The sequence below is a fragment of the Amedibacillus dolichus DSM 3991 genome, assembly GCF_000154285.1.
In the GTDB taxonomy this organism is placed as follows: domain Bacteria; phylum Bacillota_I; class Bacilli_A; order Erysipelotrichales; family Erysipelotrichaceae; genus Amedibacillus; species Amedibacillus dolichus.
On sequence record NZ_DS483474.1, the window covers coordinates 334446 to 349595 of the forward strand.

Annotated in this window: 21 protein-coding genes; 9 read left to right on the forward strand and 12 right to left on the reverse strand. The window is 38.1% G+C overall.

Annotated elements, in window-relative coordinates:
- Both msrA and EUBDOL_RS04645 read right to left on the reverse strand, forming a co-directional pair.
- On the reverse strand, nt 1–534 hold the full coding sequence (gene msrA / locus EUBDOL_RS04640; RefSeq protein ID WP_004799000.1) for a peptide-methionine (S)-S-oxide reductase MsrA: 534 nt from the start codon (nt 532–534) through the stop codon (nt 1–3).
- Nucleotides 535–596: 62 nt separating this feature from the next.
- On the reverse strand, nt 597–1886 hold the full coding sequence (locus EUBDOL_RS04645; protein WP_004799003.1) for a replication-associated recombination protein A: 1290 nt from the start codon (nt 1884–1886) through the stop codon (nt 597–599).
- 300 nt (nt 1887–2186) lie between these two features.
- Between EUBDOL_RS04645 and EUBDOL_RS04650 the strand changes: the two genes are divergently transcribed.
- Together EUBDOL_RS04650 and EUBDOL_RS04655 are read left to right on the forward strand one after the other, a co-directional pair.
- Nucleotides 2187–2567 (forward strand): hypothetical protein, encoded by a 381-nt coding sequence (locus EUBDOL_RS04650; RefSeq protein ID WP_004799004.1) that lies wholly within the window; start codon nt 2187–2189, stop codon nt 2565–2567.
- Between the two features lie 29 nt (nt 2568–2596).
- Complete coding sequence (locus EUBDOL_RS04655; protein WP_004799006.1) at nt 2597–3043, forward strand: hypothetical protein; 447 nt, start codon at nt 2597–2599, stop codon at nt 3041–3043.
- Between the two features lie 45 nt (nt 3044–3088).
- Here EUBDOL_RS04655 and EUBDOL_RS04660 read toward each other — a convergent pair whose 3' ends face one another.
- Nucleotides 3089–3649, reverse strand: coding sequence for a manganese efflux pump MntP (locus EUBDOL_RS04660; protein ID WP_040463078.1), 561 nt, complete (start codon nt 3647–3649; stop codon nt 3089–3091).
- 193 nt (nt 3650–3842) lie between these two features.
- Complete coding sequence (locus tag EUBDOL_RS04665) at nt 3843–4613, reverse strand: LptM family lipoprotein (RefSeq protein WP_004799008.1); 771 nt, start codon at nt 4611–4613, stop codon at nt 3843–3845.
- A gap of 210 nt (nt 4614–4823) precedes the next feature.
- On the opposite strand from EUBDOL_RS04665, the gene EUBDOL_RS10945 reads away from it, so the two are divergent.
- The 4 genes from EUBDOL_RS10945 (at nt 4824) to rbr (ending at nt 7000) form a co-directional block, all read left to right on the forward strand.
- On the forward strand, nt 4824–5495 hold the full coding sequence (locus EUBDOL_RS10945; RefSeq protein WP_004799010.1) for a DJ-1/PfpI family protein: 672 nt from the start codon (nt 4824–4826) through the stop codon (nt 5493–5495).
- 4 nt (nt 5496–5499) lie between these two features.
- Nucleotides 5500–5985: a 2-C-methyl-D-erythritol 2,4-cyclodiphosphate synthase gene (gene ispF / locus EUBDOL_RS04675; RefSeq protein WP_004799012.1), complete on the forward strand. Its 486-nt coding sequence runs from the start codon at nt 5500–5502 to the stop codon at nt 5983–5985.
- 70 nt (nt 5986–6055) lie between these two features.
- The gene (locus EUBDOL_RS04680) at nt 6056–6442 is read left to right on the forward strand and encodes a Fur family transcriptional regulator (protein ID WP_004799013.1); all 387 of its coding nucleotides are present in this window, start codon (nt 6056–6058) and stop codon (nt 6440–6442) included.
- Nucleotides 6443–6460: 18 nt separating this feature from the next.
- Complete coding sequence (rbr, locus tag EUBDOL_RS04685; RefSeq protein ID WP_022420003.1) at nt 6461–7000, forward strand: rubrerythrin; 540 nt, start codon at nt 6461–6463, stop codon at nt 6998–7000.
- A 94-nt stretch (nt 7001–7094) separates the two neighbouring features.
- Here rbr and EUBDOL_RS04690 read toward each other — a convergent pair whose 3' ends face one another.
- The 8 genes from EUBDOL_RS04690 to EUBDOL_RS04715 all read right to left on the reverse strand — a co-directional run bounded on the left by EUBDOL_RS04690 (nt 7095) and on the right by EUBDOL_RS04715 (nt 12732).
- Nucleotides 7095–7859, reverse strand: coding sequence for a class I SAM-dependent methyltransferase (locus EUBDOL_RS04690; RefSeq protein ID WP_022420002.1), 765 nt, complete (start codon nt 7857–7859; stop codon nt 7095–7097).
- Nucleotides 7860–7983: 124 nt separating this feature from the next.
- Nucleotides 7984–8661, reverse strand: coding sequence for a hypothetical protein (locus EUBDOL_RS11715; RefSeq protein WP_004799020.1), 678 nt, complete (start codon nt 8659–8661; stop codon nt 7984–7986).
- Entirely contained in the window at nt 8637–9194 is a 558-nt protein-coding gene (locus tag EUBDOL_RS11720) for a helix-turn-helix domain-containing protein (protein WP_235713691.1), read from the reverse strand. The genes EUBDOL_RS11715 and EUBDOL_RS11720 overlap by 25 nt, the downstream gene beginning before the upstream one ends.
- Before the next feature lie 107 nt (nt 9195–9301).
- Nucleotides 9302–9664, reverse strand: coding sequence for a fluoride efflux transporter CrcB (crcB, locus tag EUBDOL_RS04700; RefSeq protein WP_004799025.1), 363 nt, complete (start codon nt 9662–9664; stop codon nt 9302–9304).
- 51 nt (nt 9665–9715) lie between these two features.
- Entirely contained in the window at nt 9716–11038 is a 1323-nt protein-coding gene (gene brnQ / locus EUBDOL_RS04705) for a branched-chain amino acid transport system II carrier protein (protein WP_004799028.1), read from the reverse strand.
- Nucleotides 11039–11055: 17 nt separating this feature from the next.
- Nucleotides 11056–11178 (reverse strand): hypothetical protein, encoded by a 123-nt coding sequence (locus EUBDOL_RS11800; RefSeq protein WP_022419999.1) that lies wholly within the window; start codon nt 11176–11178, stop codon nt 11056–11058.
- A 160-nt stretch (nt 11179–11338) separates the two neighbouring features.
- Nucleotides 11339–11773: a helix-turn-helix transcriptional regulator gene (locus EUBDOL_RS04710; protein WP_004799030.1), complete on the reverse strand. Its 435-nt coding sequence runs from the start codon at nt 11771–11773 to the stop codon at nt 11339–11341.
- A gap of 287 nt (nt 11774–12060) precedes the next feature.
- Nucleotides 12061–12732 (reverse strand): HAD family hydrolase, encoded by a 672-nt coding sequence (locus EUBDOL_RS04715; protein ID WP_004799033.1) that lies wholly within the window; start codon nt 12730–12732, stop codon nt 12061–12063.
- A gap of 131 nt (nt 12733–12863) precedes the next feature.
- Between EUBDOL_RS04715 and EUBDOL_RS04720 the strand changes: the two genes are divergently transcribed.
- From EUBDOL_RS04720 to EUBDOL_RS04730, 3 genes are all read left to right on the forward strand, one after another.
- A complete protein-coding gene (locus EUBDOL_RS04720) occupies nt 12864–14102 on the forward strand; it encodes an Mbeg1-like protein (protein WP_004799036.1) in 1239 nt (412 codons plus the stop codon).
- Nucleotides 14103–14165: 63 nt separating this feature from the next.
- The gene (locus tag EUBDOL_RS04725; RefSeq protein ID WP_004799038.1) at nt 14166–14720 is read left to right on the forward strand and encodes a PadR family transcriptional regulator; all 555 of its coding nucleotides are present in this window, start codon (nt 14166–14168) and stop codon (nt 14718–14720) included.
- Nucleotides 14721–14852: 132 nt separating this feature from the next.
- Complete coding sequence (locus EUBDOL_RS04730) at nt 14853–15146, forward strand: hypothetical protein (RefSeq protein WP_004799040.1); 294 nt, start codon at nt 14853–14855, stop codon at nt 15144–15146.
- Nucleotides 15147–15150 lie beyond the last annotated feature (4 nt).

A 15150-nucleotide genomic window follows, 5' to 3' on the forward strand; every position in this document is an offset into this window, starting at 1 on the left:
TTATTCCTCCTTTTGCTTTTTTTTCAAAGCACAACTGTTTTTTGCTTGTTCGAAGTGAAATTGTGGAATGTGGCAATAGCCATTTGGATTCTTATCTAAATATTTTTGATGATATTCCTCGGCAAGATAAAAGCTTTGCAAAGGAAGAGCCTCTACCACAATCGCTGCTTCGTATTGCTTCTGTAATTCGTTCAATGTTTCGTGAATGATGAAGCAGTCAATGTTTGTTGTATAATAGATGCCGCTTCGATATTGTAGCCCTTCGTCGTTTCCTTGCTTATTGATGCTTGTCGGATCGATAATTGCAAAAAACATATTTAACAAATGACGCAGGGTAACTTGCTCGGGATCAAAGATCACATGCACACATTCCACAAAGCCACGGGTATTTTCACAGACCTCTTCATAGGTAGGTGCAGTTCCGCTTCCGTTAGCATAGCCGACTCTTGTGGATACTACCCCGGGAATTAAAGAAAAATATTTTTCAACGCCCCAAAAACAGCCACCGGCAAAATATATATCATGTCTTCGCATAGTATCAGCTCCGTTTCATTGGCAATTATAGCGACTTTCCTATGGAAACTCCAGCCATATACCTAGCTTTTTTTAGGTGGCTGAGGGTAGTGCTTTTTCAAGGAGGCTAAATTGTCGGTTCTTGTATGAGCTTTGATTCGCATAAGATTTTGAGCTAAGACCTTTTCGTAGGAGCTGTTAGTGTTTGGAATATAAAATTGTGCATTTCGCAGCTTATTTGGAAGGTATTGGATTTTATCCCATAAATCTGAGCGATCATAGTCATAAAGATCTTCTTCCTTCATATTAACGGGAGTTAAACGCAAATATTCCGGTACACTGTAACTGCTTTTACGAATGGTGGATAGAGCGGCATCAATCGCAGCTTCACCGCTTTTGGATTTTGGTGATAAGCATAGATCAATGATCGCAACTGCTAAAGGAATTCTTCCTTCCGGAAATCCGACACGACGAGCGGCATCAATCGCCTGAACACAGCGTGCAACCGCAGCAGGATTGCCTAAGCCGATATCCTCATAGGCAGTAACCAAGAGCCTTCGCTCAATGCTGTCCATATCGTTAGCTTCAATCATGATGCCTAAATAATAAAGAGCTGCATCGACATCACTGCCACGTATAGATTTTTGAAAGGCACTTAAAACATCGTAATAGCCATCACCATCACGGTCCATGCTCATATTCGGAATAGAGGAATACTGCATAACCAAATCCTTGCTGATTATGCCATCACAGGCAATTGCACAAATTTCCAAGATATTTAAAGCATAGCGGATATCCCCATTGCAATGACGGGCAATAATGTCCAAAGCATCTTCCTCAATGCTTACTTCATTTTGTAATCCCTTTGGAGATTGTATGGCATTTCGTAAAGCCTGCTTAATATCTTCTTGCGTCAATGCCTTGACTTCGAATAAATGACAGCGGGAACGAATTGCAGGGTTAATGGCATGAAGGGGATTGGAGGTGGTTGCACCAATCATAATGATAGAGCCATCTTCGATATGAGGCAGCAGTAAATCCTGCTTATCCTTATTTAAACGATGCACCTCATCGACAATGACAACTAAGCCGGGAAAATATTTGGCTTCTTCAAAGATACGATCCAAATCCTTTTTGTTTCCGCTCACAGCATTGAATAGACGATAGGGCTTGTTTAAGGTATTGGCAAGCACCATAGCTAAGGTTGTTTTTCCGGTTCCGGGAGGACCGTAAAAAATCATAGAAAACAACATATTATTTTCTACGCACTTACGCAATACTTTTCCTTCTCCGATTAAATGCTGTTGACCGATGATCTCATCTAAGACACTTGGTCGCATCGAGAATGCTAGGGGTTCTACTCGTTTTTCCATAACTCTATTTTAGCATAATCCCTAACCGAAGAAAATAACATTGTGGTATATCCCCTATGGTATGCCGTAAATGGCTTACATAGAGCTATCTTTTTTCTTTACTACGATATATAGGCATGAAAGCACAACATTGCTTTATGGAATGATATTCTTCTCAAATAAGCAAACCTTTTTTTGACTTCGGAAATATGTGGATAACGAGTGAAAAGTAATGAATATTGGTAAGGAGTATGCTATCATTGTTTTATAAAATTGTCAGACAGCTTTTAAATTTTTTGTTTGTTGGAAAGGAGGAATTTTATGTTTGGTTTTAAAAAGAAGGAGAATAAGCCTTTATTGATAATGGGAACCGATGTTATAGAGATTATCAAGTCCGATTATGAGGAGGATATGGCGTTTGCACTTATTGAATTTTTATATGATGGGAAACAATATACAATAGGTTCTTGTGTGTTGCCTGCGAATGCTGAGGAATGCAAAGAAAATATATCTTTTGTCTTTCAGGATAGAGTATTTAAAAAATTTGATGAATTTCAATCTGCCGTTTTTATAGATGGCAAACATATTTCTCAATTGGATAAACCGATTGAAGTTATAAGAGCGGGAATTATCGATCATGAAGCATTGTTGAAATCACCATGGGGTGATAGACGATTAGTGGATAAAGCGATTAACAAATAGTTTGTCTTATTAGAAAGGAGCGGCTTATTATGGCACTGTTAATGTTTCGAACTTTTGGTATTATTCTTATCTTCGCGATTGTTTTGGTTATGTATCTTTTGCATAGAAAGAAAAACGGAAAATTTATTAAGCGAAAGGCTATTAATGAGGAAGAAAAGCGTAAGTATCAAAAGTGGGAGAAAAGAATCAATGTCATAGTGATCGCAGGTTTGGTAGTGATGGGTGTTTTGGTAACAATTCCTTGCTGTTTAGATATTCCTTATTTGTTATCGAATAATCTGATTGAGGTTACAGGCGAGGTAACACAAGGTGCTATGACACAGGAGGGTTCAAGTAGTGAAAGAAGAATCCATGTGAGAGATGATCGAACAGGTGAGGAGCATTCCTTGAAATATTGGGGGAGTGGCAGTGATGTGGGAGAGCGGATAACCGTACGCTATTTGCCACATACGGAATATGGATATATTGTTGAATAATGGTAGGCATATAATCATGTATAGGATATGAAAAGAGCATCTGTTTTATGCGAACAGATGCTCAATTAGTATTTTCAGACCGATAAAAATAAGAATCGCTCCACCGAGAATACCGGCATATTTCTCTAACATATCACCTAAGCGATTGCCGATATACACACTGATAAAGCTTAGTACAAAGGTAGTGATGCCGATAATACTAACGGCGCTCATAATATCTACCTTTAAAAAGGCAAAGCTGATACCAACTGCTAAGGCATCAATGCTGGTAGCAATGCTTAATAATAAAATGGTTTTAAAATTCAAGACAGTGGCTTCTTCGTTTTCTTCCGGGTGTAGGGCTTCCTTAATCATGTGAAAGCCGATAATTCCAAGCAGCAAAAATGCAATCCAATGGTCGATCGAGGTAATAAAGTCTTGAAAATAGCTGCCTGCCCACCAACCGAGAAAGGGCATAAAGCCTTGAAAAAAACCAAAGGCTAAACCTAAAGAAAGGGCATAGCGAAATCGCTGTGATTTTTCCATCGTCATACCTTTTGCCATACTAACGCAAGATGCGTCCATCGCAAGACCGATACCTAATAATACCAAAGAAAGAAAATTCATTGCAGTACCTCCTAGGGAAAGGAATAAAAAAGACCTACATACGAAAACATCGTATGCAAGTCTCGTCATTTCATGCATAAGCCAGATTCAAATAAGAACCATTGTGTTGACTTAGCAGCTCCAAAGAGCCGACTACTCCCTTACATTGTCCTTATTCTAACAAACTTTTTAGTCTTTCGCAAGATGCAATGAGTTATTCCAATACAGCAGTATCAGCGGCATCGGTATAATCGGAGAAATCAGGGAAATCAATTTCCTGATCGGTATTGACCTTATCAAGAGCAAAGCTCATCGTAACGGTTGCACTTTCGGTTTCTTCTTTTAAGGTAGCACTTATTCCAAGGGTAAGCTCGGCTTTCTCAATGTGCTTATCCTTTAAAGTAACCACAACCTCTAGCTTACCAAGACGTACACTGTCTAATCCATTGGCTTTTGCCATTTCCTTTAGCTCGGACTGATCGATTTTCGTTGTATCAAATTCTAACGTAATGACATTGTCATCTAGGGAAGCCTTTTCCAAATATTCTTTCATTTCTTCCTTTGGAAGCTCGAAGGAATCCTTTTCAAGACTAATCTGTGGAGCAGTTTCGGAAGTGCCAAGCGATTGTTTTTGCTTGATCATATCCATCATGTTCATATATAAGGTATTATCCTTAAGATACATAGCCATGAACGGAATCTTTTCTCCCTCTGCCTCCATTTCCATTTCCATACTTAGCATCGGGTTTGCGGTTCTTAGATCATAAGCACCATGAATCGCAAATACACTTGCATTTGCTTGTTCCTCCGTAATATCCGGTGCATCTACCTTCATGTCGATATGGAATGTTGAAGACTTCATTTCAAGAAGATTGGCAATCGAAGTTTCCAAAGCATCTAATGCCTCATCTTCAATCTTTGAACCACAGGCAGTTAATCCAAATAGCAACGCAACACAGAAAACCAAACTTATCAACTTTTTCATCGTTGTTTCCTCCTTTTATGTATCATTTGTTAATATCATAGTAACATATCTTCCATAGTGTTGTAAACGCTTAACAACAGGATATGTAAGTTTATTAAGATAGGATTTTATAAGCAAAAGAAATTGATTTTTGATGTTGAATTATCCATGGTTTTATTTGCTTGTGATATACTATGAGTAGAAAGTCAAAAGTGTGAAAGGAGGTTGTCTATGAAAAAAGTCGCATTATTGGTATATGACGATTTTAGTCTGCGTGAGGTAGCGGATCTCATGTATTTATTTCGTTGGTCTTATGAGATACAGACAGTTACCTTTGCTTCTTCTAAAAAGACGGTAGTTTCGGAGGAGGGCATACAGGTTCAGCCGGAAAAAACATTCGAGGAATTTCATAAAGAGGAATATTGCTGTTTTATCATACCAGGCGGTGCGGAATTAGCCTATGCTTTTGCAGATGAGAAGCTTTTTCAATTTCTGCGTTCATTTAAGGGAGAAAAAGATTTTCCTATCGGTGCGATATGTGCAGGACCATTGTTTCTTTCTATGAGTGGCTTATTAAAAGGAAAGAAATTTATAAATTCCATGGGTGATGATTTCAATGCACGCTTTCATGGGGTAGAATATGAAAATATTGTGTATGCACCTGTTGTGTGTGATGGAAATATCATTACAGCGCTAGGAGAAGCACCTCGTCGTTTTGCGATTGCAATGGCAAGGGCTTGTGGCTTTTCCTGTCGAGATGAGGCAATGAAGGAGCTTTCCGATGATTATTGCCCAGAAGATTTTATGTATAAACGAGATAAAGAGGATTTACTTTGCTTAGAAAATGAAATACTCCCTTGGTTTGAGGCAGAGTATCAAAGGATAAAAGGTCAGGAGGAATAACAGAATGTTTCGAATAGGACAATCAACAGATATTCATCAGCTAAAAGAAGGACGTAAAATGATTTTAGGCGGTGTGGAAATCGAACATGAAAAAGGTCCATATGGGCATAGCGATGCCGATGTTTTGGTTCATGCCATTGGTGAAAGTATTTTGGGAGCATTGGCATTGGGGGATTTAGGAAAGCATTTTCCGGATACCGATGATACTTATAAAGGTATGGATTCGATGAACATGCTAAAGGAAATTTATAATATGATGATTGCTAAAGGATATGTCATCGGAAATTTAGATGCTTTGATCATGATTGAACGACCGAAAATGGCACCGCATATTGCAACCATGCGAGCCAATATTGCACAGGCATTATGCTGTGATATCGAGCAGGTCAGTATCAAGGCAACACGAGGGGAAAAGATGGGTTTTGTCGGACGTGAGGAAGGTGTTTTGGCACAGTGCATTTGCCTGTTACAAAAAAGTGAAAATGCGTGAGTGTTGTGATTGACAAATGAACCCAAGGAAACTATAATAAGAATGGTTCTTAATTTGGAAGGGTGATCCCATGCGAAAATCTTCAAAGCAACGCGATATGATTATGAATTACATGTATGGAGCATGTGAGCATGTCAGTGCGGAACAGATTTTCAAAGACTTAAACGCCAGTGGTCAGAAAATCAGTTTAGCAACCGTTTATCGCAATTTGAATATTCTTGTGGAAATGAATGAAATTAAAAAGATTGCCCATTCTAATGAAGGATATCGTTATGATATCACTTGCCGACCACATTATCATTTGCACTGTATCAAGTGTGATCGCATCGTGGATTTAGAGATTCCCTACGATGAGGAATTACAAAAAATGCTGATTGCTAAAAGCGGATTAGCTATTTCCAGTCATAGCGTTATGGCGGAAGGTGTATGTGAAAAATGTGCAGGTAAGAAAAAGTAAAAGATGGAGGAAAAGAAAATGGAATTAAAAGGAAGCAAAACAGAACAAAATTTGATGGCAGCATTCGCCGGTGAATCACAGGCAAGAAACAAATACACATACTATGCACAGATGGCTCGTGAAGAAGGTATGGAACAGATTGCAGATATCTTTGAAGAAACTGCACGTAATGAACAGGAACACGCAAAGCTTTGGTTCAAGGCTCTACATGGTGGAAAAGTTCCTACAACTGCAGTAAACCTAGAAGATGCAGCTGCTGGTGAAAACTACGAATGGACAGATATGTATAAGGGATTTGCAGAAACAGCAAAAGAAGAAGGTTTCACAGCAATCGCTTATCAGATGGAACAGGTTGCGAAAATCGAAAAAGCACACGAAGAACGCTACCTTGCTCTATTAGAAAATGTTAAGAGCGGTAAAGTATTTGAAAAAGCAGAAGCTACTACTTGGGTATGCGATATCTGCGGTTATCGTCATGAAGGTACATCAGCTCCTAAGGCTTGCCCTGTATGCGGATATTCAGGAGCTCACTTCGCTGAAGAAGCTAAAAACTACTAAGATGCAAAAAGCTGTGGTTGATAAAGAGCCACAGTTTTTTTAATCACGATGGTAAGATATAAATAAGAGGCAGGCTTTTAGAAGTTTACCTCTTTTAATCTGTCTTGCTGAATATGAGCAGATTATGATTGCTATGACCTAAAAAAGAAGGCTTTTCACATGTATGGAGATGATACTTCATGTATATTTCAAATTCCTGTTTGCTAAAACGATCTATACGCTCTCGCATCAGCTCCGCAAGTCCATCGGCAGCAAGATGCTTTTCTTTTCGCAAAGGGAATGTTTGGAATAAGGCTTCTATTTGTTGTTCATCATGAAAGATGAAAGGGTTGTTTTTCAGCTGTAAGCTTTCTTGGCAAAGCTCTTCACTCAATAAAAAGTTAGGAACGTGGAAGGTTTCACTGGCAATGACCATATCATGAGGGATATAGGAAAACATTAGAATACCTTGTTTTTTACATAGTCTACAACAGTTTGCGATAGCAGTAAACTGTTGTTGGTTATCTTCGATATGGTAAAGCGGACCAAGGCAAAGTACCATATCAAATACTTCATTCCATGCTTGTGGTAGGTCTAAGATATTTCCTTGTATAATCGTAATATCCGTGTCTTTTCTTTTCTTTGCTTTCATGATTTCGATATGTCGTTTTACCGGATCCATTGCGGTGATGTGAAATCCTTCCTCAGCTAACCTTAAAGAATATGCTCCACAGCCTGCACCGATTTCTAAAATACGCATAGAGGGCTTTGCATAGGTGTAAATATAATGTAATGTGGTTAAATATTCTACTTGACTGGCATATCCGTGAAACAGTCGTTCCTCCTCGTGAAAAGTATTATAAAGTTCATCTAAATTCATATCAGTTCCTCCATTAGTTACCATTATTGTATAGGAAAAACTGATAAAAAAGGAAATCTTGCAGATAGGATAAGAAAGCTAATTTAAAGCAGGAAAAAAGCTATAAGCTGCAAAGAAAAACAGCTTATAGCTTTAAATATTTCATGTAAAGCAGTAAATCTTTGTAATTTCTTGTTTTGATAATTAAAAGCTGTAATTCATGTAGAAATACTATTTGAAATTCCACTGCGAGCGTAGAAAGAATAGGTAAACAGGTTTTCATTAGATATTGTTGAGCGATTTTGGCTTCTGCGTTAGGCAATAGTTCATAAAATTTCCATAGATGTTGTAACTGCTCACTACAATCGTCTATCTGATAGTTCTTCACAAGTATTGTATCAATGGGTTTATTTTGTAGGCGTTGGTTGTGGATATACCAAAATAAGAAAGGAAGCAAGGCATGTTTACGTTCCTTTAGAAATGCTTGCAAGTAACGCTCCTCTGTTTTGTAATCTTTCTTTCTATGATAAACAATGGATAAATTAAAATAATAGGTAGATCTTCGTTCCAATGGTATGTCATGCTCGTTTAACAGTTGTTCGCAGGTAAGCTGTAAAGTATCAAATTCCGGAACATTGATATCGGCACTGATTAAGCATAACCAATGATAAATATCGAATAGAGCTGTCCAATTCTTATCCTTCCAAGCCAGCTTTTTGAATTTTTGCAGTTGTTTCCAAGCGAGCAGATCGTTATGTTCAATATTGGTTTGATGCAAAGCAAAGGTGATGCAGTTTCTTACAGAATCGGGGTGTGCAAGCATTGTGAATCATGAGGAAAATTATACTGATAGGAATATAAAACGGTTGCAAGAATGGATTGTATGGTATTTGGGAAAGCCAAATAAAAGGATAAGAGCCAATCATATTCTTGTGCAGAAAGTTCAATCTCATTGTTTAAATTTCGTTGTAGAATTTGACAACAGGTAATCATGGCGGCTTCCCAGCTGTATCGTTGATAAGGAGTTAGCATTTGAATAAGTTTTTTATAACAGGCTTCACATAAAACTTTGTCATAGGTATTCCAACCATGAAACAGTTTGGATAATATCGGCTCTAACTTAGGATCTAAATCGCACTCGTAGTTATATTGTATATGGAGAATAGCAAAGAGCAGGTCATAATTTTCCATATCCTGTAAGACTTTGCCATTTTCCAAAGCAATATAACTTCTTATCGAGATTGCATGATTTGTTTTTTCAATCAAACGCTTTTGTGTCATACCAAGCGCTATTCTTTTTTGTCGGATTAGATAGCCATAGCGTTGTCTGTGTGTTTTGCATATATCTAATAGCATAAGCATTCTCCCTTAAGTAGTGTTCGTATTCATATAGCATAGAAACTATATAGGACAAACAAAAAGAGTGATTACCGCCTGTTTATAGGAATCACTCTTTCATGTTGTTATGCGTGTATGAAATGCTTTCCCATATATACACCTAGTAGGCATAATAGCACAGAGGTAAGGATATAAGCAATTCCTGTTTGTATTTTATGCTGTTCCAGCAATGTGAGAGCTTCTAAAGAAAAGGTGGAGAAGGTCGTAAAGCCTCCGCATACTCCACTCTTTAGCAGCAATAAGCAGTGATCGGATAAAAGCGTTTGCTTTGTGGCAAGTGCCGCAAGCATACCGATTGCCAAAGCTCCGATAAAGTTAATGAGCAGTGTTATATAAGGAAAATCATATTTTATCGGAATCAAGGTTATTCCATAGCGCAGCATTGCACCGATGGCACCTCCTAGTCCAACGAGTAAAAATTCTATCATAGATATTTCTCCTACTATTGTACAGTATATTTATGATTAGGTTAGAAATCATTATCGAGGAAGGGTGCGTTTGTTCCCTCGATAATGTAGGAAGTATCCAAGCGTACAGCCGATGATGGCAGGTAGCAGCCAACCTAAACCAACAGAGAACAGCGGCATATTTTTCATAAGATCGGAAAAGAACGGAATATTGATATGGGCGGTTTTCATGCCGTCCATAAAGGAAAACGGTAAAACAAAGAGCATTCCGCATTTCATGGCATTAGCTGTATGTTCCTTTAAATAAGGGGTAAGCAAAGAAACAAGTGCCAGAATCGTAACGATCGGATAAATTGTTACCAAGAGTGGTTGAACGATGACAATCAATTGATTTAAACCGACATTGGCAATGATAAAGGAGAATAAGCAAACACCGATGAGAGTTGGCAAATAGCTAAGCTTTGGATATTCATTGCATAGATAATCGGAAAAGGAAGTGGATAAACCAATGGAGGTGGTTAGGCAGGCTAAGGTAACGGTTAAGGCTAAAATCAAATTACCGGTTTTGCCGAATAGGGTGTTTGTTACATAGGTCAATAGATTACCACCGTTAGCAAAAAGCTCCATGGAGGAGGTTTGAATGCCGATGATTAGTAAGATCGTATATACGGCAATGAGTAAAACAGCAGCAATCGAAGTACAGATAATCGTATATTTTACAACCTGTTTATGTTCGCTGATTTGAAATGCTTTTAAGGAATGAACGATCAAAATGGCAAATACCAAGCCGGCAAAGCCATCAAGTGCCAAGTAGCCCTCAATGACTCCCTTAAAAAACGGAATGCTTTGATAATCACCACGAGGGACACCGACCTCGCCTAGTGGGGATACGATGACACCGATAAAGAGTGTAAGGATACATAGTAATAAAATCGGGGTTAAAACCTTACCGACAATATCCACAACCTTTCCTTTTCGCAATGATAAAAGTAATGTAATTCCGAAAAAAGCAAAGGTAAATAAGAATGATGCAAGCTTTGGATCGAAGCCATCAAGGAAAGGTATGATGCCGATTTCAAAGGAAACACTCCCACATCTTGGTAATGCGAACAAAGGACCGATACAAAGATATACCGTTAAGGATAGGATTTTCGCAAAGCGTGGAGATATGCGTGAGGCTAGTTCATACATACTGGTACCGGCAAGTACGACCGCTAAAACACCGGCAACCGCAATACCGACATCACTTAAAACAAAGCCTAGCAAAGCGATTGGTGCATTGGTTCCCGCTTGTTGTCCCATGGAAGGTGGGAAGATCATATTTCCGGCACCGAAAAAGATAGCAAAAATCATGCAGGACATACCTGCGATTTGTGATAATGATAGTTTTTTCATAAGTCTGTTCTCCTTTTTTAAATATTTGTTGTGATATGATGAGTAAAAAGAGAATCGCAGACTCGATAAACGAAAGCATAAGAAAAAATCATAATGTGAATAATGACGTTTTGATGCTTGCGATACATGACTTTTTCCATACGTTTCCCTCTTTTTGATATTTTAACATACGAATATCCATAATGAAAGAATAATTTATTTATTTTTCATGTTTGCAATTATCCTTTCAGAAAGAATGTGAAAACAGCCGAGGTGTATCGGCTGTTGGTAAGTATTTTATAGTTATGTGTTTCTTGCCTTCTAAACAGTTGCGAGAATATCTTTAAGAACTAACATAGAGTTTAGCTTATTATAGCCATAAGTTTTTTCCAACTGTAAGAATAGGGAAAGAATTTGAGAGGCATAATAGGGAATATCAACCTCTTTTTGATATTCGTTAAGAATCGGATATTTCTTGCGCCAAAGCTTTGTCCAATCTATTTTGTTTGTTAATTCTTCGCTTGTGCGCTCAATAATATCCTGTAATTCCTGAACATCACTGTCAAATGTGATAAGCTCATCTAGGGAAATACCGTAGATTGTTGCTAGGGTTTTGGCTTGGCAAATATCAGGTAGAGTTTCGCAGGTTTCCCATTTAGAAATCGTTTGACGACTGACACCGAGTTTCTCTGCCACACTTTCTTGTGAAAGACCTTTACGTTTACGTGCCATCATTAAATGATTGCCGATATTCATCACGTTTCCTCCTTTTCAATGCCTTTTTATTGTATCGAAAAACAAGAAGAAATACCACCAAGAAAGGCTTGCAATTCAGCCCGTAATTTTGACATAAAAAAAGTGTTAATGCTATCGGTTTGATTTGGGGGAAGAAATCTGATTTACTCATATTTATGTGGGGGAAGAAAGAGTAAATTAGAAGGGATAGCATTAACACCTTTAGTGTATCGTAAACGGGCGAGGAAATCAATAATTTGTAGCTATTTCTATGCAAATAAATACATGAAAAGTCATACGAAAGTGTTTTAAAGCGATAGAAGCTCCTCTAAGGAATGTTTACGGTAATCGAAAATCACCTGTTTGACCTGTGGAAAAGATTGGTAATTCAAGGATTTATTGCTGCCGCTAACGGCAATCAGCTTTGCCGGATTACATTTTATAGCGCTTTGAATACCGGAAAGAGAATCCTCGAAAATCAAACAATCCTCAAGCTTTACACCGATTGCCTGCGCTGCCTTTTGATACATGGTAGTTTTATCGGCATGTGTACCGTCATCATAAACGATTTTTGCCGGATCAAAAAAACGATCCAATTGAAAATGCTCCACAAAAAAATCAATATTAGGCTTGATGGAGGCAGAAGCAATCGTCATTAAGATACCCTGCTGCTTAGCTTCCTCTAAAAGCTCTTCCAAGCCGAAAACCAAATGATAATCCTTTCCTTCACTACGACATACCTCACGATACATCGCCTCCTTTTCCGATGACAGCTTTTCACTTTCGGATTCACTCATATCACCGAGAATAAGCTGAATGATTTGTTTGTTGGGGCGACCGTGTGCTTGTTCCATTTCTTCACTTGCGACCGGTTTGCCGCGATATTTCATACTGAAATGATCCCATGCCTGCTTATGTTCTTTATCATCAAAAACCATTGTTCCGTTAAAATCAAATAAGATTGCTTTAGCTTTCTTCATAAATGTCCTCCCTTTTGTTATAATTGTATTACTTTTTGATGAATGCACAAGCAAAATGATAAAATTTAGGTATAGTTTTTAAGAGTAAGGAAAAGCATACAGCCATCTTGATAGGAGAAAGGATCGTTTTTATGGAAAAAGAAACATTGTTTTGCAGCTTATCACTGCTATCCTATTTCGATTATGATACAACCGATGTGAGCGTAGAGGTCATGCTTGAGGAAATCGTAAACGATCAACAGCTGCGATTGGATTATGCCGCAATGCCGGAATTTGAAGGTAATATCAAAATGTTGGAGGAGCTAAATGGCAGCGATTATCGTGATATTCGCGTGAAGTTATGTAGAAACGATAATGCAAACAGCGGTGTAGTTTTTTATGTGTTCGCAGATGCTCTATACGATTATTATGTATTTCGTGGAAGTGAAGGCTTGGATAGTGTCAATCATCGCACCGGCTGGCAGGATTGGGCAGACAATGTTCGAATGTTTCGTGATGAGCCGACACTTCAACAGCTAATTGCTCTGCATGAGTTTTACAAGATAGAAAAAAAGCGGCCGTTTTATTTAGCCGGTCATTCCAAGGGAGGAAATCTGGCACTGTTTATCGCCTTAGCGATGCGAGAGGATCTTATGGACTTACTTGCCGGAGTATATACCTACAATGCTCCCGGTATTACCAAAAGTATGATGAAGCTATATGCACAGCGAGCAAATGATGCAAGTTTTCAAGCCTTACTTCATATTTATGAAAATGAAAATGATACGGTATCCTCTTTTTTTGAACATTTAGTACCACCCTGCTATTATCAATCAAGCCTTTCCTGTACGAATTTTACACAGCTGTATCACAATCACAACTTATATGCGATTCGCTTTGAAAATGGAAGGCTGGTACCGACAGCGAATAAAAGTGCCGTACCTCGCTTGGTGCATATCTTTTTATACAACTTTTTTGCCGGCTTGAAAAAGGAGAAACTGGAAAAGATCCTCGCGGTTTGTGATGATTATTTTAACAGCAATCTTTCCATGCAGGAGCTATACAAGGTCATGATTTATCACATCAGCAATTATATTTCTTTGTTTGATGATATTAGCTATGACGAAATTAAGACGATTACCTTTCAGGATTTGATAGAGCGAAGGAAAACACGCCACCTTAGTGAAAAGTTGGCAGAGGATATCGGACGTTTGCACATTCAAGAGCTGACACAACGTTTTGTTGATGGCTATGAGGCAATGATGAAAGGAAAGGCCGGAGAGCTTCAGCAGTTTATTCGTGAAAACAATCAAAAAATCATACAAATGATTCAGTCGATTCATCAAGGAAAGGAAGAACAAGCGGAAGCAAACGAGGACACACTTGCATAATGAGGCTATCTATTGTATTCTAATAGTAGAATATTAAAACGATGTATAGAAAAGAGGGAAACTATGCCTTTAAAACATGCGATTTTAGGACTGTTGAATTATGCCGATATGTCCGGTTATGATATTGATCGCTTCTTTAAAAGCTCGATTGCTTTTTATTGGCATGCGCAAACATCACAGATTTATAAGGAACTGAACAATTTAACTGCCAATCATTATGTGGAAAGCGATATTGTTTATCAAAGTGATAAACCGAATAAAAAGCTGTTTCATATTACCGATGAGGGGAAGGTGGAGCTGCATCGCTGGCTTGCCGATGCAAACATTGATGATATTATGAAATATAAAAATCCTTTGTTGATCAAGATTTTCTTTTCCGGAAATTTAGGGATTGATCAAACGATGCGCCTATTGGAGAAATATATTCAAAGTTGTGCGCAGATTATCGAGGATATGAATGCCGATATTAACAAGATTTCGGAATTTGAAGCACAAATCGAGCAAAAAGATGAATCGTTCTTTTGGAGCATGACGATGACCTATGGCTTTATGTATTATCAAAATGAGATCAAATGGGCGAATTGGTGTATTGATAAGCTGAAGGAAAGAATTTCATAAAAGCTTAAAAATATTGAATTATAAAGGATTGAAAGCGGTTTTGAAAAGAAAGTGAAATCGCTTTTGTGATTTCTTTGACTATCTATATAAAAGTGCTATAATAAGCCCATAAATGATAAGGAGGAGAATCCCATGGCAAAATTGGAAATGCAGGATTACATAAACTGTTTACAGGCTAAAAAACAGGAAGCGCATGACAAGCAGTGGTTGTATATTGAGGTAAATGCGAAGGATTTATTGGAAGAATGTGAGCCGGGTGTGAAAAACCAAAATGTTTGTTGCAAGGCGATGCTTGATGCAATGCTTGAGGGAGATGGCTTTGTCGTGGAGCCTAAAAATAAGAGTAAGTGTGCAGCTAGTTTAACGATTCGCTATTATGTAGATAATCTAAGTCCGGAGCGTAGAAAATACTCAGAAGTAAAATAAACAA

Bases quoted from the DNA above. Each gene is read 5' to 3' on its own strand.
- msrA (WP_004799000.1), bottom strand. From the start codon at position 534: ATGCGAAGACATGATATATATTTTGCCGGTGGCTGTTTTTGGGGCGTT.
- EUBDOL_RS04645 (WP_004799003.1), bottom strand. From the start codon at position 1,886: ATGGAAAAACGAGTAGAACCCCTAGCATTCTCGATGCGACCAAGTGTC.
- EUBDOL_RS04650 (WP_004799004.1), top strand. From the start codon at position 2,187: ATGTTTGGTTTTAAAAAGAAGGAGAATAAGCCTTTATTGATAATGGGA.
- EUBDOL_RS04655 (WP_004799006.1), top strand. From the start codon at position 2,597: ATGGCACTGTTAATGTTTCGAACTTTTGGTATTATTCTTATCTTCGCG.
- EUBDOL_RS04660 (WP_040463078.1), bottom strand. From the start codon at position 3,649: ATGAATTTTCTTTCTTTGGTATTATTAGGTATCGGTCTTGCGATGGAC.
- EUBDOL_RS04665 (WP_004799008.1), bottom strand. From the start codon at position 4,613: ATGAAAAAGTTGATAAGTTTGGTTTTCTGTGTTGCGTTGCTATTTGGA.
- EUBDOL_RS10945 (WP_004799010.1), top strand. From the start codon at position 4,824: ATGAAAAAAGTCGCATTATTGGTATATGACGATTTTAGTCTGCGTGAG.
- ispF (WP_004799012.1), top strand. From the start codon at position 5,500: ATGTTTCGAATAGGACAATCAACAGATATTCATCAGCTAAAAGAAGGA.
- EUBDOL_RS04680 (WP_004799013.1), top strand. From the start codon at position 6,056: ATGCGAAAATCTTCAAAGCAACGCGATATGATTATGAATTACATGTAT.
- rbr (WP_022420003.1), top strand. From the start codon at position 6,461: ATGGAATTAAAAGGAAGCAAAACAGAACAAAATTTGATGGCAGCATTC.
- EUBDOL_RS04690 (WP_022420002.1), bottom strand. From the start codon at position 7,859: ATGAATTTAGATGAACTTTATAATACTTTTCACGAGGAGGAACGACTG.
- EUBDOL_RS11715 (WP_004799020.1), bottom strand. From the start codon at position 8,661: ATGCTTGCACACCCCGATTCTGTAAGAAACTGCATCACCTTTGCTTTG.
- EUBDOL_RS11720 (WP_235713691.1), bottom strand. From the start codon at position 9,194: ATGCTATTAGATATATGCAAAACACACAGACAACGCTATGGCTATCTA.
- crcB (WP_004799025.1), bottom strand. From the start codon at position 9,664: ATGATAGAATTTTTACTCGTTGGACTAGGAGGTGCCATCGGTGCAATG.
- brnQ (WP_004799028.1), bottom strand. From the start codon at position 11,038: ATGAAAAAACTATCATTATCACAAATCGCAGGTATGTCCTGCATGATT.
- EUBDOL_RS11800 (WP_022419999.1), bottom strand. From the start codon at position 11,178: ATGGAAAAAGTCATGTATCGCAAGCATCAAAACGTCATTATTCACATT.
- EUBDOL_RS04710 (WP_004799030.1), bottom strand. From the start codon at position 11,773: ATGAATATCGGCAATCATTTAATGATGGCACGTAAACGTAAAGGTCTT.
- EUBDOL_RS04715 (WP_004799033.1), bottom strand. From the start codon at position 12,732: ATGAAGAAAGCTAAAGCAATCTTATTTGATTTTAACGGAACAATGGTT.
- EUBDOL_RS04720 (WP_004799036.1), top strand. From the start codon at position 12,864: ATGGAAAAAGAAACATTGTTTTGCAGCTTATCACTGCTATCCTATTTC.
- EUBDOL_RS04725 (WP_004799038.1), top strand. From the start codon at position 14,166: ATGCCTTTAAAACATGCGATTTTAGGACTGTTGAATTATGCCGATATG.
- EUBDOL_RS04730 (WP_004799040.1), top strand. From the start codon at position 14,853: ATGGCAAAATTGGAAATGCAGGATTACATAAACTGTTTACAGGCTAAA.